Source organism: Pseudomonas morbosilactucae, assembly GCF_023241665.1.
Taxonomy (GTDB): Bacteria; Pseudomonadota; Gammaproteobacteria; order Pseudomonadales; family Pseudomonadaceae; genus Aquipseudomonas; species Aquipseudomonas morbosilactucae.
Map to the genome: position 1 here is coordinate 235,839 of NZ_JALQCX010000011.1, position 21,540 is coordinate 257,378.

21 protein-coding genes are annotated in these 21,540 nt (G+C 61.2%); 18 read left to right on the top strand and 3 right to left on the bottom strand.

Features of this window, described 5'->3' with window-relative positions:
• Window positions 1-70: 70 nt before the first annotated feature.
• The 6 genes from alc to M1B35_RS07680 all read left to right on the top strand — a co-directional run bounded on the left by alc (window position 71) and on the right by M1B35_RS07680 (window position 6,864).
• Window positions 71-1,066, top strand: a complete 996-nt coding sequence (gene alc, locus M1B35_RS07655) for an allantoicase (protein WP_268261627.1) — start codon at window positions 71-73, stop codon at window positions 1,064-1,066.
• Between the two features lie 120 nt (window positions 1,067-1,186).
• On the top strand, window positions 1,187-1,690 hold the full coding sequence (locus tag M1B35_RS07660) for an ureidoglycolate lyase (protein WP_123328336.1): 504 nt from the start codon (window positions 1,187-1,189) through the stop codon (window positions 1,688-1,690).
• Window positions 1,691-1,740: 50 nt separating this feature from the next.
• Complete coding sequence (locus M1B35_RS07665) at window positions 1,741-3,045, top strand: urate hydroxylase PuuD (RefSeq protein WP_123328337.1); 1,305 nt, start codon at window positions 1,741-1,743, stop codon at window positions 3,043-3,045.
• 172 nt (window positions 3,046-3,217) lie between these two features.
• The gene (locus M1B35_RS07670; RefSeq protein ID WP_268261628.1) at window positions 3,218-4,576 is read left to right on the top strand and encodes a nucleobase:cation symporter-2 family protein; all 1,359 of its coding nucleotides are present in this window, start codon (window positions 3,218-3,220) and stop codon (window positions 4,574-4,576) included.
• A gap of 432 nt (window positions 4,577-5,008) precedes the next feature.
• Window positions 5,009-5,794: an outer membrane protein OmpK gene (locus M1B35_RS07675; protein ID WP_123328339.1), complete on the top strand. Its 786-nt coding sequence runs from the start codon at window positions 5,009-5,011 to the stop codon at window positions 5,792-5,794.
• Between the two features lie 215 nt (window positions 5,795-6,009).
• Window positions 6,010-6,864 (top strand): pirin family protein, encoded by an 855-nt coding sequence (locus M1B35_RS07680; RefSeq protein ID WP_268261629.1) that lies wholly within the window; start codon window positions 6,010-6,012, stop codon window positions 6,862-6,864.
• On the opposite strand, the gene M1B35_RS07685 is transcribed toward M1B35_RS07680, so the two are convergent.
• A complete protein-coding gene (locus M1B35_RS07685; RefSeq protein ID WP_123328341.1) occupies window positions 6,861-8,018 on the bottom strand; it encodes a patatin-like phospholipase family protein in 1,158 nt (385 codons plus the stop codon). The genes M1B35_RS07680 and M1B35_RS07685 overlap by 4 nt on opposite strands.
• A gap of 43 nt (window positions 8,019-8,061) precedes the next feature.
• Window positions 8,062-8,994 (bottom strand): lipid A biosynthesis lauroyl acyltransferase, encoded by a 933-nt coding sequence (locus M1B35_RS07690; RefSeq protein ID WP_123328342.1) that lies wholly within the window; start codon window positions 8,992-8,994, stop codon window positions 8,062-8,064.
• Between the two features lie 121 nt (window positions 8,995-9,115).
• Between M1B35_RS07690 and minC the strand changes: the two genes are divergently transcribed.
• From minC to M1B35_RS07725, 7 genes are all read left to right on the top strand, one after another.
• The gene (minC, locus tag M1B35_RS07695) at window positions 9,116-9,853 is read left to right on the top strand and encodes a septum site-determining protein MinC (RefSeq protein ID WP_123328805.1); all 738 of its coding nucleotides are present in this window, start codon (window positions 9,116-9,118) and stop codon (window positions 9,851-9,853) included.
• A 199-nt stretch (window positions 9,854-10,052) separates the two neighbouring features.
• On the top strand, window positions 10,053-10,865 hold the full coding sequence (gene minD, locus M1B35_RS07700; RefSeq protein WP_123328343.1) for a septum site-determining protein MinD: 813 nt from the start codon (window positions 10,053-10,055) through the stop codon (window positions 10,863-10,865).
• Window positions 10,865-11,119 (top strand): cell division topological specificity factor MinE, encoded by a 255-nt coding sequence (gene minE, locus M1B35_RS07705; protein WP_019693048.1) that lies wholly within the window; start codon window positions 10,865-10,867, stop codon window positions 11,117-11,119. The genes minD and minE overlap by 1 nt, the downstream gene beginning before the upstream one ends.
• A gap of 90 nt (window positions 11,120-11,209) precedes the next feature.
• The gene (locus tag M1B35_RS07710; RefSeq protein WP_123328344.1) at window positions 11,210-11,845 is read left to right on the top strand and encodes an RluA family pseudouridine synthase; all 636 of its coding nucleotides are present in this window, start codon (window positions 11,210-11,212) and stop codon (window positions 11,843-11,845) included.
• Between the two features lie 140 nt (window positions 11,846-11,985).
• Window positions 11,986-13,275, top strand: a complete 1,290-nt coding sequence (locus M1B35_RS07715) for a M18 family aminopeptidase (RefSeq protein WP_268261630.1) — start codon at window positions 11,986-11,988, stop codon at window positions 13,273-13,275.
• A gap of 147 nt (window positions 13,276-13,422) precedes the next feature.
• Window positions 13,423-13,599 carry a hypothetical protein gene (locus M1B35_RS07720; RefSeq protein ID WP_185039065.1) on the top strand — a complete coding sequence of 59 codons (177 nt, stop codon included), beginning with the start codon at window positions 13,423-13,425 and terminating at the stop codon, window positions 13,597-13,599.
• A gap of 76 nt (window positions 13,600-13,675) precedes the next feature.
• Window positions 13,676-15,832, top strand: coding sequence for a mechanosensitive ion channel family protein (locus M1B35_RS07725; RefSeq protein WP_123328346.1), 2,157 nt, complete (start codon window positions 13,676-13,678; stop codon window positions 15,830-15,832).
• Between the two features lie 50 nt (window positions 15,833-15,882).
• Here M1B35_RS07725 and M1B35_RS07730 read toward each other — a convergent pair whose 3' ends face one another.
• Window positions 15,883-16,596 (bottom strand): UTRA domain-containing protein, encoded by a 714-nt coding sequence (locus M1B35_RS07730; protein ID WP_268261631.1) that lies wholly within the window; start codon window positions 16,594-16,596, stop codon window positions 15,883-15,885.
• A 358-nt stretch (window positions 16,597-16,954) separates the two neighbouring features.
• On the opposite strand from M1B35_RS07730, the gene M1B35_RS07735 reads away from it, so the two are divergent.
• The 5 genes from M1B35_RS07735 to M1B35_RS07755 all read left to right on the top strand — a co-directional run bounded on the left by M1B35_RS07735 (window position 16,955) and on the right by M1B35_RS07755 (window position 21,515).
• Complete coding sequence (locus M1B35_RS07735; protein ID WP_123328348.1) at window positions 16,955-18,022, top strand: ABC transporter substrate-binding protein; 1,068 nt, start codon at window positions 16,955-16,957, stop codon at window positions 18,020-18,022.
• Between the two features lie 71 nt (window positions 18,023-18,093).
• On the top strand, window positions 18,094-18,900 hold the full coding sequence (locus M1B35_RS07740) for an alkaline phosphatase family protein (protein ID WP_268261632.1): 807 nt from the start codon (window positions 18,094-18,096) through the stop codon (window positions 18,898-18,900).
• Window positions 18,897-19,742 (top strand): ABC transporter permease, encoded by an 846-nt coding sequence (locus M1B35_RS07745; protein WP_268261633.1) that lies wholly within the window; start codon window positions 18,897-18,899, stop codon window positions 19,740-19,742. Before M1B35_RS07740 ends, M1B35_RS07745 begins: the two co-directional genes overlap by 4 nt.
• The gene (locus M1B35_RS07750; RefSeq protein ID WP_123328351.1) at window positions 19,729-20,529 is read left to right on the top strand and encodes an ABC transporter permease; all 801 of its coding nucleotides are present in this window, start codon (window positions 19,729-19,731) and stop codon (window positions 20,527-20,529) included. Before M1B35_RS07745 ends, M1B35_RS07750 begins: the two co-directional genes overlap by 14 nt.
• Window positions 20,526-21,515, top strand: coding sequence for an ABC transporter ATP-binding protein (locus M1B35_RS07755; protein WP_268261634.1), 990 nt, complete (start codon window positions 20,526-20,528; stop codon window positions 21,513-21,515). Before M1B35_RS07750 ends, M1B35_RS07755 begins: the two co-directional genes overlap by 4 nt.
• Window positions 21,516-21,540 lie beyond the last annotated feature (25 nt).

Below are 21,540 nucleotides of genomic sequence, written 5' to 3' on the forward strand. Positions count from 1 at the left end.
GATTCAACGCGTGCGTTTCCCAGGGCTCTGCAAGCATCCCCAGCCACTTATTTCAAGGCAGACAAGAAGAATGAAAGCTTACGCCGTACCTTTCGAGAAGTTCGTCAACCTGGCCGACGCCCGCCTGGGCACCAAGATCATTTCGGTCACCGATGACTGGTTCGCCGACGCCAACCGTCTGTTCCAGCCGACCCCGGCCGTATGGAAGGAGGGCGTGTTCGATGACAACGGCAAGTGGATGGACGGCTGGGAGTCGCGCCGCAAGCGCTTTGAAGGCTACGACAGCGCGGTGATCCGCCTCGGTGTGCCGGGCTCGATCAAAGGCGTGGACATCGACACTTCATTCTTCACCGGCAACTTCCCGCCGTCCGCCTCCCTGGAAGCCTGCTTCCTGGCTGAAGGCGAGCCGAATGAAAACACCCAGTGGGTCGAAGTGCTGTCGGCTGTCGAGCTGCAAGGTAACAGCCATCACTACCACGAAATCAATAACGACCAGGCGTTCAGCCACCTGCGCTTCAACATCTACCCGGATGGCGGCGTAGCTCGCCTGCGCGTCTACGGCATTCCGCACCGCGACTGGTCGGCCGTGGGCGACAACGAACAGATCGACCTGGCCGCCGCCCTCAACGGTGGCCGCGCCCTGGCCTGCTCCGACGAGCACTTCGGGCGCATGGGCAACATCCTCAACCCGGGCCGCGGCATCAACATGGGCGACGGCTGGGAAACCGCGCGTCGTCGCACCCCGGGCAATGACTGGGTCATCGTCGCGCTGGGCCACCCGGGCGAAATCGAGAAGATCATCGTCGACACCCTGCACTTCAAGGGCAACTACCCGGACACCTGCTCGATCCAGGCCGCATTCGTCAAGGGCGGCACCGACAGCCAGATCGAAACCCAATCGCTGTTCTGGCGCGAGCTGCTGCCGGCACAGAAGCTGGAAATGCACGCCGAACACAGCTTCGCCGAGCAGATCAAGGCACTGGGCCCGATCACTCACATCCGCCTGAACGTGTTCCCGGATGGTGGTGTGAGCCGCCTGCGGGTACTCGGCAAGGTCGCTAAATAAGCGCTGAACCGAAACCTGTAGGAGCCGGCTTGCCGGCGATAGCGATCAAACCGACGCCATCGCCAGCCAGCCGGGCTCCTACACAGCAATCACATCATTCAAAAGATTAAGAAGACAGCCATGCGCACACTGATGATCGAACCCCTGACCAAAGAAGCCTTCGCCCCTTTCGGAGACGTTATCGAAACCGATGGCAGCGATCACTTCATGATCAACAACGGGTCGACCATGCGCTTTCACAAACTGGCGACGGTGGAAACCGCTACGCCGGAGGACAACGCGATCATCAGCATCTTCCGCGCCGACGCGCAGGACATGCCGCTGACCGTGTGCATGCTGGAACGACACCCGCTGGGCAGCCAGGCTTTCATTCCGCTACTCGGCAACCCCTTTCTGATCGTGGTCGCGCCACTTGGCGATGTACCTGTATCGGGCTTGGTCCGCGCCTTCGTCACCAACGGCAGGCAGGGCATTAATTACCATCGCGGCGTCTGGCACCACCCGGTGCTGACGATCGAAAAGCGGGATGACTTCCTGGTGGTTGATCGCAGTGGCAATGGCAACAACTGCGATGAGCATTTCTTCAAAGAGGATGAGCGATTGATCCTCGCCCCCCACCAATAAGAGAAGGTCTGATCACTCGAAACAAGAGTGACAGGCGAGAGGTAAAGACTGTGGAAGCACATCTGTTGGAATGGCTCAACCTGAGCGTGCGTTGGATACATATGATCACGGGTGTGGCCTGGATTGGCGCATCGTTCTACTTCGTCTGGCTGGAGAACAACCTCAACCGCGCCAACCCCAAGGACGGCCTGTCCGGCGATCTCTGGGCGATCCACGGTGGTGGTATCTATCACCTGGAAAAATACAAACTGGCCCCCCCGTCGATGCCGGAAAACCTGCATTGGTTCAAATGGGAAGCCTATTTCACCTGGATGTCGGGTATCGCCCTGCTATGCCTGGTGTTCTACTTCAACCCCATGCTCTACCTCGTTGCCCCCGGCAGCGGCCTCAGCGGCCCTGAAGGTGTGGCCATCGGCATCGGCGCCTTGATCGCCGGCTGGTTCATCTACGACTTCCTCTGCGACTCCCCCCTGGGCAAGAAACCCGCCCTGCTCGGTTTTATCCTGTTCGTGCTGCTGATCGCCGCGGCTTATGGCTTCAGCAAGGTGTTCAGTGGTCGCGGTGCCTATCTGCACGTCGGCGCCATCATCGGCACCATCATGGTGGGTAACGTTTTCCGCATCATCATGCCGGCCCAGCGTGCGCTGGTGGCGGCGATCGCCGAGAACCGCACCCCGGACCCAACCCTGCCAGCCAAAGGCCTGTTGCGTTCACGCCACAACAACTACTTCACCCTGCCCGTGCTGTTCATCATGATCAGCAACCACTTCCCGAGCACTTATGGCAGCCAGTACAACTGGTTGATCCTGGCCGGGATCGCAGTGCTGGCGGTGCTGGTGCGTCACTACTTCAACACCCGGCATGACAGCCACAAGTTCGCCTGGACCCTGCCCGTCGCCGCACTGGGCATGATTTGCCTGGCCTACGTGACTGGCCCGGCGCCCATGAACAGTGCCCCTGAAGTGGCCAAGGCACCGGGGCAAATCGAGTATCAACCCCTGCCTGAAACCGCCCTGGGCGGTGGTGCCAAGCCTAAAGCCGAAACCGCACCGGCCGCGCCTGCCAGTGCTCCGGCCCAGGCATCCAACGCCGGCCCAGCCTTCGACAAAGTACACAGTGTGATCCAGGAGCGTTGCGCGGTTTGCCACTCGGCCAAACCCACCAGCCCCCTGTTCAGCACCGCACCGGGTGGCGTGATGTTCGATACACCGGAACAGATCCACCTGCAGGCTGCACGGATCCAGGCCCAGGCAGTCGCCAGCCAGATCATGCCACTGGGCAACATCACCCAGATGACCCAGCAGGAACGTGAGCTGATCGGTGCCTGGATCGCCCAGGGGGCTCAAACCAACTGATCAACGCCTGTCACCAGGCTGCTTCGCGGGCAAGCTCGCTTCTACAGAACCGAATTCATCTGTAGGGGCGGGCTTGCTTGCCATCAGCCGATCAAGATTCGCCTGTTGCAGACACGCTGTGCGCAAAGACCCAGCGGTTAAATCACAAGAATAAAAAGATCCGAGGTGTTGCATGTCCGATTCATCCGAACGGTGCGTTCCTGATGCGCCTGCCATCCAGCGCTTGCCCCTCTTGCAACTGATCCTGGTCGGTCTGCAGCACGTTCTGCTGATGTATGGCGGTGCCATTGCAGTGCCTCTGATCATCGGACAGGCCGCGGGCCTGAGTCGTGAAGAAATCGCCTTCCTGATCAACGCCGACCTACTGGTGGCGGGGATCGCCACCATCGTCCAGTCACTGGGCATCGGCCCCATGGGCATCCGCATGCCGGTGATGATGGGCGCCAGTTTTGCCGCGGTGGGCAGCATGGTCGCCATGGCCGGCATGCCCGGTATCGGCATGCAGGGGATCTTCGGCGCGACCATCGCCGCCGGCTTCTTCGGCATGCTGATTGCGCCCTTTATGTCCAAAGTGGTGCGTTTCTTTCCGCCCCTGGTCACCGGCACGGTGATCACCTCGATCGGTTTGTCGCTGTTTCCCGTGGCGGTGAATTGGGCTGGCGGCGGCAGCTCCGCCGCCCAGTTCGGCTCGCCGATCTACCTGACCATCGCCGCCCTGGTGCTGGGCACCATCCTGTTGGTCCACCGTTTTATGCGCGGCTTCTGGGTGAACATTTCCGTGCTGATCGGCATGGGCTTGGGTTACCTGCTATGCGGGGTGATCGGCATGGTCGACCTCTCCGGCATGGCCGAGGCGCCTTGGCTGCAAGTGGTCACCCCGCTTCATTTCGGCATGCCACAGTTTCACCTGGCACCGATCCTGTCGATGTGCCTGGTGGTGGTGATTATCTTTGTCGAGTCCACCGGCATGTTCCTGGCCCTGGGTAAAATCACCGGCCAGGACGTCACCCCTCGGATGCTGCGCCGTGGCCTGCTGTGCGATGCCGGTGCCTCGTTCTTCGCCGGTTTTTTCAACACCTTCACCCACTCCTCCTTCGCCCAGAACATTGGCCTGGTTCAGATGACCGGTGTGCGCTGCCGATCGGTAACCATCGTCGCCGGCGGCCTGCTGGTGGTGCTGAGCCTGCTGCCCAAGGCCGCCTTCCTTGTGGCGTCAATTCCGGCGGCGGTACTGGGCGGCGCGGCAATTGCCATGTTCGGCATGGTCGCCGCTACGGGCATCAAGATCCTCCAGGAAGCCGACATTGCTGACCGTCGCAACCAATTGCTGGTGGCGGTAAGCATTGGCATGGGCCTGATTCCAGTGGTCCGGCCAGAGTTTTTTGCGCACCTGCCGCTGTGGATGAGCCCCATCACCCACAGTGGTATTGCCATGGCGACCCTTAGCGCACTGGTGCTGAACCTGTTGTTCAACATCCTCGGTGGCGCCGAACGTGCTGCCGACAATCCCACCCACGTGCACCCGCACTAATCCCGCACCCTCTACCTCAGCGCACCCTCGCGACCCCATGAGCCTTAACTCGATGCTCGGCAACAGTGCCCCAAAGTTGTTTCAGGCGCTCTGTTGCGGGGCACTTGAGCGCGATTGCCGGAGCCAGTATTCTCCGCGGCCGCGCCAATCCGGGGTAAAAAAAAGCCCGGATAAAAAACCTGACCTGAACGCCAACTTATCCCGGCCCTGTCAGGCGCCAAAGCGCACGGATTCGAAGCCCAATCCGCTCTCAATCGACTGTATTCGTATTGTCGAGCGGGAGTTTTTTGCTTTTTTCCAGCCTTGGCTCAGCTCTTGCTATGAGCAATAAAGCTGACCGTTTGGATGATTTTTACCGCAGTGAAAAAAGGCGCCACACCAGAGTGCCGACGCTTGAAAAAACGTGGAACCACTTACTTTGGGAGCAACCGAATGAAACAGACGTGCACCAGCCTGATGCTTGCAGGATCCTTGCTGGCCGGGGGGCAGGCCATGGCCGGCGACCTGCTGCAATGGCAGAACAACAGCCTGACGTATCTGTATGGCAAGAACTTCGAGGTCAACCCACAAATCCAGCAGACCGTGACCTTCGAACACGCCGACGGCTGGAAATACGGGGACAACTTCTTCTTCCTGGACCGTATCTTTTACAACGGCAAGGAAGACGGTAACGCCGGCCCGAGTACTTACTATGGCGAGTTCAGCCCACGCCTCTCGTTCGGCAAAATATTCGACCAAAAGTTGGAATTCGGCCCAATCAAGGACGTGTTGCTGGCAATGACCTATGAGTTCGGCGAAGGCGACAACGAGTCGTACCTGATCGGCCCGGGCTTCGACCTGGCCATCCCCGGCTTCGACTACTTCCAACTGAACTTCTACAACCGTCAGACCGAAGGCAGCCGTGCCGGCGACAACGTCTGGCAGATCACCCCGGTCTGGGCCTACACCATTCCCGTGGGCAAGTCGGACATCCTGATCGACGGTTTCATGGACTGGGTCGTCGATAACGACAAAAACAGCAAAGGCACTTACCACGCCAACCTGCACTTCAACCCGCAGATCAAGTACGACCTGGGCAAAGCCCTGAGCTGGGGTGAAAAGCAGTTGTACGTCGGTATCGAGTACGACTACTGGAAGAACAAGTACGGCATCAAAGACTCTGGCGCGTTTGAAACCAACCAGGACACCGCCAGCCTGTTGGTCAAGTTCCACTTCTGACGTTCGCTGTCGCTGACAAGCCCGCTGCCGCACCCAGGCACCTCAATGCCTGGGCAGCAGCCGGCTTGCCGGCCACAGGGTGGCTGACCGGGCAAAAACAGGCTCCACCTCGAAACATCTAAATAGTCGATAAAAACACAGAAGAATTCGCAACCTTTGATCGATCGGACTGGCATAGCATGTCGACCATTCCCACCTGATCAGGAGTTGTACCCATGACTCAATTACGCAACGTTATCAGCGTCCATAGCGGCCAGCCCGCCTCGGACGGCGCCGGGGTCAAGCTGACCCGGGTCTTCGGTGGCCAAGGCGTAGAGCGTTTCGACCCCTTCCTGATGCTCGATGAATTTGGCTCGCAGAACCCCGACGACTACATCGCCGGCTTCCCGCCTCACCCCCATCGCGGTTTTGAAACCGTCACCTACATGCTCGAAGGTCGCATGCGTCATGAGGACCACCTGGGCAATGTCGGGCTGCTGGAAGGCGGAGGCGTGCAGTGGATGACCGCGGCCAAAGGCATCATCCACAGCGAGATGCCGGAGCAGGAAGAAGGCGTGATGCGCGGCTTTCAGTTGTGGCTCAACTTGCCGGGCAAACACAAGCTCGACCCGGCCAGCTACCAAGACATTCAACCCAAGGACATTCCGCGCCTGACCACGGCTGCCGGGGTCGAGGTGGTGGTGATCGCCGGCACCTTCGAGGATGGCCAGGTCCGGCAACCAGGCGCCGTGCAGCGTCCGGACACCGAGCCCTGCTACTTCGACCTGCACCTGGGTGCCGGCAGTCAGGTCGCCCCGCGCTTGCCCGAGGGGCATCGGGCGCTGCTCTATGTCTACGAAGGCGCCCTGGAACTGCCGGGCCACCCTCAGAGCGTGACCAGCAGCAAGCTGGTGCGCCTGTCCGATCACGGCGACCTGCAACTGGCCAGCCAGTCCGGGGCCAAGGTGCTGCTGATTGCCGGCAAGCCGCTGGGTGAACCCATCGTCCAATACGGGCCCTTTGTCATGAACACCCGGGAAGAGATCGAACAGGCCCTGAGGGACTTTCGTGACGACAAGCTGACCGCTTAAACCGACAGCCCCAGGAACCGCGACAACTCTTCACGCTTGGCCAAGGCATCGCGGCGCCCCAGTTCGATCAGCTCACTGCAGTAGCTGGCCTCGAACAGCAGGTAACTCAGGACACCGGCGCCGCTGGTCTTGGTCGCCCCTGGCCCGCGCAGGAACAAACGCAAGGCCTTGGGCAACTCTTGCCGATGCCGCGCAGCAATTTCATCGATCGGCTGGCTGGGAGCGATCACCAGCACATCCACCGGTGCCACCCCAAGGCTGCGCACGGGCACTTGCCGTGGCATCAGGTGGCTGAACTGGTTGAGCCGCTCCAGCAGCTCGATGTCACTTTCCAGGCTGTCGATGAAGGTGCTGTTGAGCATGTGCCCACCGATCTGCGCCAGGGTCGGCTGCTGTCCGGTGTACGTGCGCTGCGCCGCGCTGTCCGGGTCGACGCCCCGGGGGTTGCCGCTGACGCCCACCACCAGCACCCGGCTGGCCCCCAGGTGCAGCGCCGGGCTGATCGGTGCCGATTGCCGCACCGCGCCGTCGCCAAAGTACTCCTGTTCGATCTTGACCGGGGCGAACAGCAACGGAATTGCCGAGCTGGCCAGCAAGTGCTCCACGCTGATTTGAGTGGGGATCCCGATGCGCCGATGACGCAGCCAGGGTTCGATGACCCTGCCGCCCTGATAAAAAGTCACCGCCTGTCCGGATTCATAACCGAAGGCCGTCACCGCCACCGCATGCAATTGCCCCTGGGCGATGGCGTCATCGATCCCGGACAGTTGCAGCTTGTCGTTGAGCAGGTCTTTGAGGGGCGAGCTGTTGATCAGTGCCACAGGTACTTGGGCACCGAGTCCGAGCAGGCTGTGGCCGACAAAGCGGCTGGCCTGGCGAATCACCCCAGGCCAGTCACTGCGCATCACCTGATGACTGCGAAAGCTCTGCCAAAAGGCCGTGAGGCGCAGGATCGCCGTCTTGAAATCCGTGGCGCCGCTGGCCAGGCTCACCGCATTGATCGCCCCGGCCGAGGTGCCGACAATCACCGGAAACGGGTTGTCGGCGCCCGGCGGCAGCAACTCGGCAATGGCCGCCAGCACCCCCACTTGATAGGCCGCTCGCGCCCCGCCACCGGAAAGAATCAGGCCTGTAACCGGTTCAGCAGGGCTCATCGCAACACTCCATGGCGCTCGGGGGCCTTTTATCGTTATGGGGTCAACCGCGTTTGGGATACAGCTTCGGCTCGCCAGGTGGCCGGCTCTTGAAGCGTCGATGGGCCCACAGGTACTGCTCGGGGCATTCGCGCAAGGCGCTTTCGATCCACTGGTTAATGCGCAGGCAGTCGGCTTCCTCGGTCTCCCCGGGGAAATCACTCAGGGGCGCATGGATCACCAGTCGATAACCGCTGCCATCAGCCAGGCGCTCCTGAGTGAACGGCACCACCAGGGCCTTGCCCAGGCGAGCGAACTTGCTGGTGGCAGTGACGGTGGCCGCCTGGATGCCGAACAGCGGCACGAAAATGCTTTGCTTGGCGCCGTAGTCCTGATCCGGCGCATACCAGATGGCCCGCCCGGCACGCAGCAGCTTGAGCATGCCGCGCACATCCTCGCGCTCCACCGCCAGGGAATCCAGGTTGTGGCGCTCGCGACCGCGGCGCTGGATAAAGTCGAACAACGGGTTTTTGTGCTCGCGGTACATACCGTCAATGGTGTGCTGCTGACCGAGCAGGGCCGCGCCGATTTCCAGGGTGGTGAAATGCAGGGCCATGAGAATCACGCCCTTGCCTTCACGTTGGGCCGCCTGCAGGTGCTCCAGCCCTTCGATATGGGCCAGGCGCGCCAGGCGCGGCTTGGACCACCACCAGCTCATGGCCATTTCAAAGAAGGCAATGCCGGTGGAGGCGAAGTTGTCCTTGAGCAGGCGTCGACGCTCGGCGGCCGACTTCTCGGGAAAACACAGTTCAAGATTGCGCTTGGCAATCCGCCGCCGTTCGCCGGCGACCCGATACATCAACGCGCCCAAACCACGACCGATGACCAGCAACAGCGGATAAGGCAGTTGGACGACCAACCACAAGAGGCCAAGCCCCAGCCACAACGGCCAAAAACGCGGCGATAAAAATGCAGCTCGAAAACGCGGGCGATCCATTACAGATTCCGGACAGACAACAAGGTCGCGCATTCTACATCGGTTCGACCCGGGTTGCGGCTCGCGGGCGTTCTCGTTATAAGTCTCGGCACTTTTAGTGACAAGCCGCTTTATGCCGACCATGAGCCAAACCGAATCGCTAGACCAAGATCCTGTGTTCCAGTTAAAGGGCAGCATGCTCGCCATCACGGTGCTGGAACTGGCCCGCAATGACCTCGAAGGCCTGGATCGCCAGTTGGCCGCGAAGGTCGCGCAAGCGCCGAATTTCTTCAGCAACGCGCCCTTGGTATTGGCCCTGGACAAGCTCCCGGCCAGCGAAGGCGCGGTGGACCTGCCCGGGCTGATGCGCGTGTGCCGCCAGCATGGCCTGCGCACCCTGGCCATCCGCGCCAACCGTATCGAAGACATTGCCGCGGCCATCGCCGTGGACCTGCCGGTGCTGCCACCGTCCGGCGCCCGGGAGCGGCCCCTGGATCCCCAGGAAGGCGAAGTCCGGAAAAAACCGGAAAAACCGGCCGAACCGACGGTCAAGCCGACCCGTATCATCACTTCGCCAGTGCGTGGCGGGCAGCAGATCTATGCTCAAGGCGGCGACCTGGTGGTGATCTCCTCGGTCAGCCCAGGCGCGGAACTTCTCGCCGATGGCAACATCCATGTATACGGCCCCATGCGCGGTCGCGCGCTGGCCGGCGTCAAGGGCGACACCAAGGCACGGATTTTCTGTCAGCAATTGAGCGCTGAATTGGTCTCCATCGCCGGCCAATACAAGGTGTCCGAAGACCTGCGTCGAGATCCATTGTGGGGCTCCGGGGTCCAGGTCAGCCTGTCGGGCGATGTGTTGAACATCACTCGTCTTTAACGGATACTGCCGCATTTTCCAAGCATCTCTAAAACGTAGCGAAAACGGCTCAAACGAAGTAGGAAGTTGCCAGCACGTCGTGTTTACCAGGGGTAAATGGCGCCGCTGATCAAGCTCCAGCCAAGGCTGTCCGACTGCAGTAGTTTCAAGAGATGTTTTTCAGGGGCTAAAAGTCCTTTTTCCTTAGGGGTGAAACACCTTGGCCAAGATTCTCGTGGTTACATCCGGCAAGGGTGGTGTGGGTAAGACCACCACCAGCGCCGCTATCGGTACCGGCCTCGCTCTGCGCGGCCACAAAACAGTCATCGTCGACTTCGACGTCGGCCTGCGTAACCTCGACCTGATCATGGGCTGCGAACGCCGCGTGGTTTACGACTTCGTCAACGTGGTCAACGGCGAAGCCAACCTGCAACAAGCCCTGATCAAAGACAAGCGCCTGGAAAACCTCTACGTACTGGCCGCCAGTCAGACCCGCGATAAAGACGCGCTGACCGTCGAAGGCGTGGAAAAAGTCCTGATGGAGCTCAAGGAACAATTTGAGTTCGTGGTCTGCGATTCCCCGGCAGGCATCGAAAAAGGCGCTCACCTGGCCATGTACTTCGCTGATGAAGCGATTGTCGTGACCAACCCGGAAGTCTCCTCGGTCCGCGACTCCGACCGTATGCTCGGCCTGCTGGCCAGCAAATCCCGACGCGCGGAAAACGGCGAAGACCCGATCAAGGAACATTTGCTGCTGACCCGCTACAACCCGGAGCGCGTCAACAACGGCGAAATGCTCGGCGTCGAAGACGTCAAGGAAATTCTCGCCGTCACCCTGCTGGGTGTGATCCCAGAATCCCAAGCGGTGCTCAAGGCCTCCAACCAGGGCGTGCCGGTAATCCTCGACGACCAAAGCGACGCCGGCCAGGCGTATAGCGATGCCGTCGATCGTTTGCTGGGCAAAACCGTGGAACACCGGTTCCTTGATGTCGAGAAGAAGGGATTCTTCGAGCGCCTGTTTGGAGGTAGATAATGAATCTTTTTGACTTCTTTCGTGCCAATAAAAAGGTAAGTACCGCGTCGGTGGCGAAAGAGCGTCTACAGATCATCGTGGCGCATGAACGCGGCCAGCGCAGTACCCCAGATTACTTGCCCGCCTTGCAGAAGGAACTGGTGGAAGTGATCCGCAAGTACGTCAATATCGGGTCCGATGATGTGCATGTCGCCCTGGAAAACCAGGGTAGCTGCTCGATTCTGGAACTCAATATCACCCTGCCAGATCGCTGATCGATCCGGCGGGAGCCACGGCGGCCCGGGGACTTGGTGCAATGCATCGGGTTCCTGAGCCGCCGTTGGCGTTTGTTACGAGACTGTTTTATGCCGCTGTCGAATATTCACATCATTCACCAGGATGCCGCCGTGCTGGTGGTGAACAAGCCCACCCTGCTGCTTTCCGTGCCAGGGCGTGCCGATGACAACAAAGACTGCCTGATCACCCGCCTGCAGGAAAACGGTTACCCGGAAGCCCGCATCGTCCACCGTCTGGATTGGGAAACCTCGGGCATCATCCTCCTGGCCCGCGACCCCGATACCCACCGCGAGCTGTCGCGGCAGTTTCATGACCGGGAAACCGAAAAAGCCTACACCGCACTCTGCTGGGGCCAACCCGAACTGGACAGCGGCAGCATCGACCTGCCCCTGCGCTACGACCCGCCGACCAAACCCCGGCACGTGGTGGACCATGAGTTCGGCAAGCACGCCCTGACGTTCTGGCGTGTGCTGGAGCGCTGCGGTGACTGGTGCCGCGTAGAGCTGACCCCGATCACCGGCCGCTCCCACCAGTTGCGTGTGCATATGCTGTCCATCGGTCATCCGCTGCTGGGTGACGGCCTCTACGCCCACCCACAAGCCCTGGCCGCCTGGCCGCGCCTGTGCCTGCACGCCAGCATGCTAAGTTTCACCCATCCGCAAAGCGGCGAGCGCCTGCGCTTCGAGTGCCCTGCGCCCTTCTGAGACAACCTTTGCAGGAGCCGGCGTGCCGGCGATAGCGGCTTGAAGGCCCGACCCAGGTCGACGACCGCTTCGCCAGCAAGCCGGCTCCTACAGGGCTCGCCTATACGTTAAACTCGCGCCACTGCTGTCTGGAGCTATTTATGCGCGAAGAGTTGAACCAAGGCCTGATCGACTTTCTCAAGGCCTCCCCTACCCCTTTCCATGCCACCGCCAGCCTGGTTCAACGCCTGGAAGCGGCCGGTTATCAACGCCTGGACGAACGCGAAACCTGGACCACCGAAGCCAACGGTCGCTACTACGTCACCCGTAATGATTCTTCGATCGTAGCCTTCAAGCTGGGCCGACACTCGCCGCTGTCAGGCGGTATCCGCCTGGTCGGCGCCCACACCGACAGCCCCTGCCTGCGGGTCAAGCCGCAGCCGGAGCTGCAACGCCAGGGCTTCTGGCAACTGGGCGTGGAAGTCTATGGCGGCGCCCTGCTGGCACCGTGGTTCGACCGTGACCTGTCCCTGGCCGGCCGCGTAACCTTCCGTCGCGACGGCAAGGTGGAAAGCCAATTGATCGACTTCAAGGCGCCCATCGCGATCATTCCCAACCTGGCCATCCACCTCAACCGTGAAGCCAACCAGGGCTGGGCGATCAATGCCCAGACCGAACTGCCGCCGATCCTCGCCCAATTCGCCGGCGACGAGCGCGTGGACTTCCGCGCCGTGCTCACCGACCAATTGGCCCGCGAACACGGCCTCAACGCCGATGTGGTGCTGGACTACGAGCTGAGTTTCTACGACACCCAGAGCGCGGCGGTGATCGGCCTGCACGGCGACTTTATCGCCGGCGCGCGCCTGGACAACTTGCTGTCCTGCTACGCCGGCCTGCAAGCCCTGCTCAATGCCGACACCGAAGAAACCTGCGTACTGGTGTGCAACGACCACGAAGAAGTGGGCTCCTGCTCCGCCTGTGGCGCCGACGGCCCGATGCTCGAGCAAACCTTGCGCCGCCTGCTGCCCGAAGGCGACGAGTTCGTGCGCACCATCCAGAAGTCCCTGCTGGTGTCGGCGGACAACGCCCACGGCGTGCACCCCAATTACGCCGACAAGCACGACGCCAACCACGGTCCAAAGCTCAATGCCGGCCCGGTGATCAAGGTCAACAGCAACCAGCGTTACGCCACCAACAGCGAAACAGCCGGCTTCTTCCGCCACCTGTGCATGGCCGAAGAAGTGCCGGTGCAAAGTTTCGTGGTGCGCAGCGACATGGGTTGCGGCTCGACCATCGGCCCGATCACCGCCAGCCACCTGGGCGTGCGCACCGTGGACATCGGCCTGCCGACCTTCGCCATGCACTCGATCCGCGAGCTGTGCGGCAGCCACGATCTGGCACACCTGGTGAAAGTCCTGAGCGCCTTCTACGCCAGCCGCGACCTGCCATAGCAGCACGCCCTGGGAAGCGTCCGCAAACGCGGCGCTTCCCAGGGCTGCCCTCGCGCCCGCGCCACAAAAAGCGCCTGATGCATATCAATCGCAGTTCCCACAAAGCGGCCTAGACTCAACAGCATCCCTTCTGACAAGGCTGTCACTATGATCCCGATGTCTGCGTTCCATGCGATGCTGCTGCCCATCCTCGCGGGGATGATCCTGCTGGCCATCGGCTTCAACTTCCGCGACAAAAACATTGGGGTCTTCGGCATGTGGATCGGCATGCTGCTGATCCTCTGCACCGTGATCTACAAGATCCTTGCCAAGCTCGCCGAATAAAACCACACCAGACTCGCATTGGCCTGGGCTGCCTCGTACACTCGGCCGATCCGTTTTCTCCGAGGTTGACCGCCCCGTGCTTGCTCGTCTTTTCGCTTTGCCCTGCTGGCTGCTCGTCTGCCTGTTGACCCTGCTGCCGAGCATGACTGCCCAGGCCGTGGGCCTGCCGGGGTTGCTCAATACCCAGAGCCAGGCGCAGCCCCAGTCCCAGGAACCCTTGGGGCAGTCGCTGGATGAAGTGATCAAATCCCTGGAAAACGATCAGCAGCGCGCCAAGCTGCTGGCCGACCTTAAGAAGCTGCGAGATGCCACCAAGAAAGCCCAACCCACCGCCGAGGAAGGCGTGCTGGGGCTGATCGGCGGTACCCTGGCCAGCTTCGAAAAACAGTTCGCCGGTGCCGACAGCCCGCTGAGCCGCTGGTCAGATGAGTTCGACCTGGCCAAGGACGAACTTGGCGCGCTGATGCTGCCGGCCAGTCAATGGCTACCGATGATCTTTGCCTTCGCCCTGATCCTGCTGGTCTGGAGCCTGCTGGCAACGGCGCTGATCTGGCTCAGCCATCGGATTCGCCTGCGCTTCGGCCTGACCGAAGAGCTGCCTCAACACCCCAAGACCTGGGACATGTTGCGCTTCGCCCTGCGCAAGCTCGGCCCCTGGCTGATTGCCCTGCTGATCACCGTCTACATGAGCTACGCCCTGCCCTCATCCCTAGGCAAGGACCTGGCGATGGTGCTGGCCTATGCCTTGGTAGTGGGCACCTGCTTCTCGGCCATCTGCGTGCTGGCCTTCTCCTTGCTCGACGGCCCGCACCGCCATCGGGCGTTATACATCCTGCGGCGCCGGGCGTTTCGTCCACTGTGGTTGATCGGCAGTTTCGCCGCCTTTGGCGAAGCCCTGAGCGATCCACGGTTGGTGGCCAGCCTGGGCGCCCACCTGGCCCACACAGCAGCCACCTTCACCAATGTCCTGGCGGCGCTGTCGACCGGGGTGTTCATCCTGCGTTTCCGCCGCCCCATCGCCCACCTGATCCGCAACCAACCCCTGGCCCGGCGCCTGACCCGGCGCGCCCTGAGCGACACCATCGAAATCATCGGCACCTTCTGGTACCTGCCGGCCCTGGTGCTGGTCGGCATCTCGCTGTTCGCCACCTTCGTCTCGGCGGGCGATACCAGCACCGCCCTGCGGCAATCGCTGATCTGCACGGTGCTGCTGGTGCTGTGCATGGTGATCAACGGCCTGGTGCGCCGGCATGCCCTCAGGCCCCAGCGTGGCCACAAGCGCCATGCGCTGTATTCGGAACGCCTGAAAAACTTCTTCTATACCCTGGCGCACCTGGTGGTTTGGCTGGCCTTTATCGAACTCGGGTTGCGGGTCTGGGGCTTGTCGCTGATCCGCTTCACCGAAGGCGAAGGCCATGAGATCAGCGTCAGGCTCTTCGGCCTCGGCGGCACGCTGCTGTTCGCCTGGCTGATCTGGATCCTCAGCGATACCGCTGTGCACCATGCCCTGACCCGTTCGCGCAAAGGCCTGGCCAATGCCCGGGCGCAGACCATGATGCCGCTGATCCGCAACGTGCTGTTCGTGGCGATTTTCATCATTGCGCTGATCGTCGCCCTGGCGAACATGGGGATGAACGTCACGCCGCTGCTGGCCGGTGCCGGTGTGATCGGCCTGGCCATCGGTTTCGGCGCCCAGTCCCTGGTGGCCGACCTGATCACCGGGCTGTTCATCATCATTGAGGACTCCCTGGCCATCGACGACTACGTGGACGTTGGCGGCCACCTCGGCACGGTCGAGGGCCTGACCATCCGTACCGTGCGCCTGCGGGACATCGACGGCATCGTGCACACCATCCCCTTCAGCGAAATCAAGAGCATCAAGAACTACTCCCGGGAATTCGGTTATGCGATTTTCCGCGTGGCGATCCCTTACAACATGGAGATCGATGACGCGATCAAGCTGATGCGCGATGTCGGGCAAAAGATGCGCAGCGACCCTCTGCAGCGACGCAATATCTGGTCACCGCTGGAGATTCAGGGGGTGGAGAGTTTCGAGTCCGGCAGCGCCATTCTGCGTGCCCGGTTCAAGACTGCGCCGATCAAGCAGTGGGAGGTCTCACGGGCCTTCAACCTGTCCCTCAAACGCCAGCTCGACGAGGCCGGCCTGGACTTGGCCACGCCACGCATGAGCATCCAGGTCATCACCCCCGGCATCACCCCGGACAACAAATAACGGGTAGGATCCGGGTGGCCGGGGAAACCCTTCACCCTTGCCGGTAGCCCCTACAGCACATCGACGCCGACATGAATCGCGTCATGGCGCCAGAACTCCAGATCGCAATCGATCAGCCGTTCGTGCTGGTCGTAGTTGACCCGGGCAATCCGCAGCCCGGGGCTGCCCACGGACACCTTCAAGGCCGCCGCCGCTTCAGGCTGCAATGAGGTCGGCACGATTTCGAAACGCACCCGGCCGTAATGCAGGTCGTAATGCCGGGCATAGAGTTCGGTCATCGACTGGTTCAGGTCGAAGTCGAGAATCTGCGGAAAATACTGTGGGTTCAGGTAGTGCTCCACGTACAGCACCAGCCGCTCATCGATACGCCGGGCCCGACAGATCTGAATCACGCTGGACAACGCCGGCAGTTGCAACCAGGCACAGACCGCTGCCGACGCCGGCAACAGCCGTGCCGAGATCACTTCGGTAGAAGGCACTCGCCCCTGGGCGCTGACCATGGCGTGAAAATGGCTGCGCTGCATGAGGTTGTAGGCCAGCCGCGGCGGCGAGACGAACCAGCCACGGCGCTCCTCGCGATAAATCTGCCCTTGGGCCTCCAGTTGCAGCAAGGCCTCACGCACAGTAATCCGCGTGGTGTCGAACAACTCACTGAGCTTGCGCTCGGCGGGCAACTTGCTGCCGGGCGCCAATAGGCCATGGCTGATCTGCTCCTGCAGGACCTGGCCGATGCTTGTCACCGCTTTGGTTGTCTCGTTGCGCATCAATGTTACCCATCTGGACTAGACCAGCACCGTTACAGGGCGCAACGCCCCAGGAAAAACCCCTTGTCTGCCAAGCGAAGCCTAGGCAATGCACATGACTGACAGATGACAAAGCCGCTGAACGGCCCGTCCAGATACCTGCAATTGATCAGCCAAGCCCTTGTGGATCAGCCGTTTAACCATGGTCTACGCTTATCTCGCAGCCCCGCCCCTGCGGCCATGAAAACCCTTGCAGGACCAATGCCGACATTAAAGTGTCATCCGGCAAGCTTAAATTGGCTCAGGTATTGCTGACCTAGACCAATCCAACCGCAAACCTAAAAAAGTGCAGCGCTAACCACGCCCAAAGGAGCTTCGGATGAAACAGCTTTTCCTGGCATCACTGTTAGGCTCGACCATTGCCATGTGCACCGCCGCCATGGCCGCTGATATCGATTTGAAAACCCTGGAAGCCGCCGCCAAAACGGAAGGTGCGGTCAACAGCGTCGGCATGCCCGATGACTGGGCCAACTGGAAAGGCACCTGGGAGGACCTGGCCAAGAACTACGGCCTCAAGCACATGGACACCGACATGAGCTCGGCCCAGGAAATCGCCAAGTTCGCCGCCGAGAAAGACAACGCCAGCGCCGACATCGGCGACGTCGGTGCGGCCTTCGGTCCGATCGCGGTCAAGCAGGGCGTGGTGCAACCCTACAAGCCAAGCACCTGGGACCAGGTCCCGGACTGGGCCAAGGATAAAGACGGCAACTGGGCCCTGGCCTACACCGGCACCATTGCCTTCATCATCAACAAAAAGCTGCTGCACGGCTCCGAAGCACCGACCCGTTGGTCCGACCTGGAGAAAGGTAAATACAAGGTCTCCATCGGTGACGTGAGCACCGCGGCCCAGGCCGCCAACGGCGTGCTGGCCGCCGCCATTGCCAAGGGCGGCAACGAGAAAAACATTCAGCCGGCGCTGCTGATGTTCGCCGAGATTGCCAAGCAAGGGCGCCTGTCCCTGGCCAACCCGACCATTGCCACCCTGGAAAAAGGCGAGGTGGAAGTGGGCGTGGTCTGGGATTTCAACGGCCTGAGCTACCGCAACAAGATGGTCAACAAGGACGACTACATCGTACTGATCCCGTCTGACGGTTCGGTGATCTCCGGCTACACCACCATCATCAACAAGTACGCCAAGCACCCCAACGCCGCGAAACTGGCACGTGAATACATCTTCAGCGATGCTGGCCAAATCAACCTGGCCCGGGGCAATGCCCGTCCCATCCGCGCCGAGCACCTGACCCTGCCGCCAGAAGTACAGGCCAACCTGCTGCCCAACGAACAGTACAAGCACGTCACGCCGATCAAGGATCCGGATGCCTGGGAAAAAACCTCCAAGGCCCTGCCGCAGAAGTGGCAGGAAGAAGTGATCATCAATATGCAATGACACGATCACTGCAGGAGCCGGCTTGCCGGCTCCTGCAGTTGGTCCGTTTTATTGATCGGAGCCTTGCCCCTATGAAGCACAACGTCATCCTTGTGGTGCTCGACGGCCTCAATTACGAGGTTGCCCGGCATGCCATGGGGCACCTCCAGGCTTATGTCGGCGCCGGCCGCGCGGCGCTCTACAAGCTGGAATGTGAATTACCCGCGCTCTCGCGCCCGCTGTATGAATGCATCCTCACGGGCGTACCGCCGATCGACAGCGGCATCGTCCACAATAATGTCTCGCGCCTGTCCAACCAGCGCAGCATTTTCCATTACGCCACTGACGCCGGCTTGAGCACCGCGGCGGCGGCTTACCATTGGGTCAGCGAGCTGTACAACCGCTCCCCCTTTATTGCTGCCCGCGACCGGCATACCGACGACACGGCACTGCCGATCCAGCACGGGCACTTCTACTGGAACGACCACTACCCCGATTCCCACCTGTTCGCCGACGCCGAGCATCTGCGCCTGGGCCATCAGCCGAATTTTCTCCTGGTGCATCCGATGAACATCGACGATGCCGGGCACAAGCATGGCCTGGACAGCGCGCTCTACCGTAACAGTGCGCGCTCGGCAGACATCATCCTCGCCGACTACTTGCAAGGCTGGCTCGACGCCGGCTACCAGGTGCTGGTGACCGCCGACCACGGCATGAACAACGACCGCTCCCATAACGGCCTGCTGCCGGAGGAACGGGAAGTGCCGCTGTTCGTGATGGGCGATGCGTTCAGCCTCAATGCCGCTGCCGCACCCCGGCAAACCGAGTTGTGTGGCACCGTCTGCCAACTGCTGGGCATTGCCCATGACAAACCCCTGTGCCAGGAGCTGCTCAAGTGAACTCATTCACCCGAGGCAAATGGCTGGCGGTGCTGTGCCTGGTGCCCTTCGCCCTGTTCTTTATCGTGTTCCAGATTGCCCCGCTGCTGTGGGTCATGATCAACAGCCTGCAGTCGGAAGAGTTCGGCTGGGGCCTGGCCAACTTCAGCAAGATCTTCAGCTCGAAGTTCTACCTGCAGGCCATTCAGTACAGCCTGGAGATCAGTTTCTGGTCCAGCCTGTTCGGCATCATCATCGCCGTGCTGGGCAGCTACTCCCTGCGCCGGGTGGACTCGCGGCTGCGCAATTTCGTCAACGCCTTCGCCAACATGACCAGCAACTTCGCCGGCGTGCCCCTGGCCTTCGCTTTCATCATTCTGCTGGGCTTCAACGGCACCTTTACCCTGATGCTCAAGCAGTCCGGAATCATTCAGGACTTCAACCTGTACTCCAAGACCGGGCTGATCATTCTCTACACCTATTTCCAGATCCCCCTCGGGGTGTTGCTGCTCTACCCGGCATTCGACGCCCTGCGCGAAGACTGGCGTGAATCCGCCTCGCTGCTGGGCGCCAACGGCTGGCAGTTCTGGCGGCATATCGGCCTGCCGGTGCTGACCCCGGCCTTGCTGGGCACCTTCGTGATCCTCCTGGCCAACGCCCTGGGTGCCTACGCCACGGTGTTCGCCCTGACCACCGGCAATTTCAACGTGCTGCCGATCCGTATCGCCGCCATGGTGTCCGGGGATATTTCCCTGGATCCGAACATGGCCAGCGCCCTGGCGGTGGTGCTGGTGGCGTTGATGACCCTGGTGACCATCGTCCATCAGTTGCTGCTGAAGAGGAGCTACCATGTCTCGCGCTGAACCCGGCTCGGCCGTGCTCTACCACCGCGTGGTGGTGTACCTGCTGTTCGCGATTCTGTTGCTGCCGCTGCTGGGAACCTTGATCTACTCCATCGCCAGCAGTTGGTCGGCAACCATCCTGCCCAGCGGTTTCACCTTCAAGTGGTACCTGCAGCTGTGGAGCGACCCGCGTTTTCTCAACGCTTTCGGCCAGTCCCTATTGGTGTGTGTCGGCGCATTGATCCTCTCGGTGGTGCTGATCCTGCCGTTGCTGTTCGTGGTGCATTACCACTTCCCCAAGCTCGACGCGCTGATGAACATCCTCATCCTGCTGCCCTTTGCGGTACCGCCGGTGGTGTCTTCGGTGGGCTTGTTGCAACTCTATGGTTCAGGCCCCTTTGCCATGGTCGGTACGCCGTGGATCCTCATCGGCTGCTACTTCACCGTGGCCCTGCCATTCATGTACCGGGCGATCACCAACAACCTGCAAGCCATCAACCTGCGGGACCTGATGGACGCCGCCCAGTTGCTCGGCGCCAGCACCTGGCAGGCGGCGTTCCTGGTGGTGCTGCCGAACCTGCGCAAGGGGCTGATGGTCGCGTTGCTGCTGTCGTTTTCGTTCCTGTTTGGCGAGTTTGTGTTCGCCAACATCCTGGTGGGCACTCGCTATGAAACCCTGCAGGTCTACCTGAACAACATGCGCAACAGCAGCGGCCACTTCACCAGCGCCCTGGTGATTTCCTACTTCTTCTTTGTGCTGCTGCTGACCTGGGCCGCCAATATCTTGAACAAGGACAAAAGCCAATGAGCTTCGTCAGCGTCCAACACCTGCAGAAAAACTACGCGGGCACCACCGTGTTCAGCGACATCAATTGCGAGATTCAAAAGGGTGAGTTCGTCACCCTGCTGGGGCCATCGGGTTGCGGTAAATCCACCCTGCTGCGCTGCATCGCCGGCCTGACCCCGGTGGATGGCGGGCAGATTCTGCTCGACGGCCAGGACATCGTGCCCCTGAGCCCACAGAAGCGCGGGATCGGCATGGTGTTCCAGAGCTACGCACTGTTCCCCAATATGACCGTGGAACAGAATGTCGCCTTTGGCCTGCGCATGCAGAAGGTCAATGCCGACGACAGCCGCAAGCGGGTGCTCGAAGCCCTGCAACTGGTGGAACTCAGTGAATTCGCCGGGCGCTACCCACACCAACTGTCCGGCGGCCAATGCCAGCGCGTGGCCCTGGCCCGCTCCCTGGTGACCCGGCCGCGGCTGTTGCTGCTGGATGAACCACTGTCGGCACTGGATGCGCGCATCCGCAAACACCTGCGCGAGCAGATCCGCCAGATCCAGCGCGAGCTGGGCCTGACTACCATCTTCGTCACCCATGATCAGGAAGAAGCCCTGACCATGTCCGACCGCATCTTCCTGATGAACCAGGGCCGGATCGTCCAGAGCGGCGACGCCGAAACCCTCTACACCGCGCCCGTGGATGTGTTTGCCGCCGGTTTTATCGGCAACTACAACCTGCTGGACGCCGACAGCGCCAGCAAACTGCTGCAACGCCCCATCAGCGGACGCATCGCCATTCGCCCGGAGGCCATCGAACTGCGCAAGGATGGCGTGCCCAACGCGCAAATCCGCAGCCACAGCCTGCTGGGCAACGTGATCCGCTACCGGGTCGAGGCCCGCGGTGTGGAGTTGGTGGTGGATGTGTTGAACCGTTCGGCAGCGGACCTGCATGCCGATGGCCAGCAACTGACACTTTCCATCGATCCGACGGCCCTGTGTGAGGTAGCCTGATGCCTTTGATGCCGATGATTTTGAA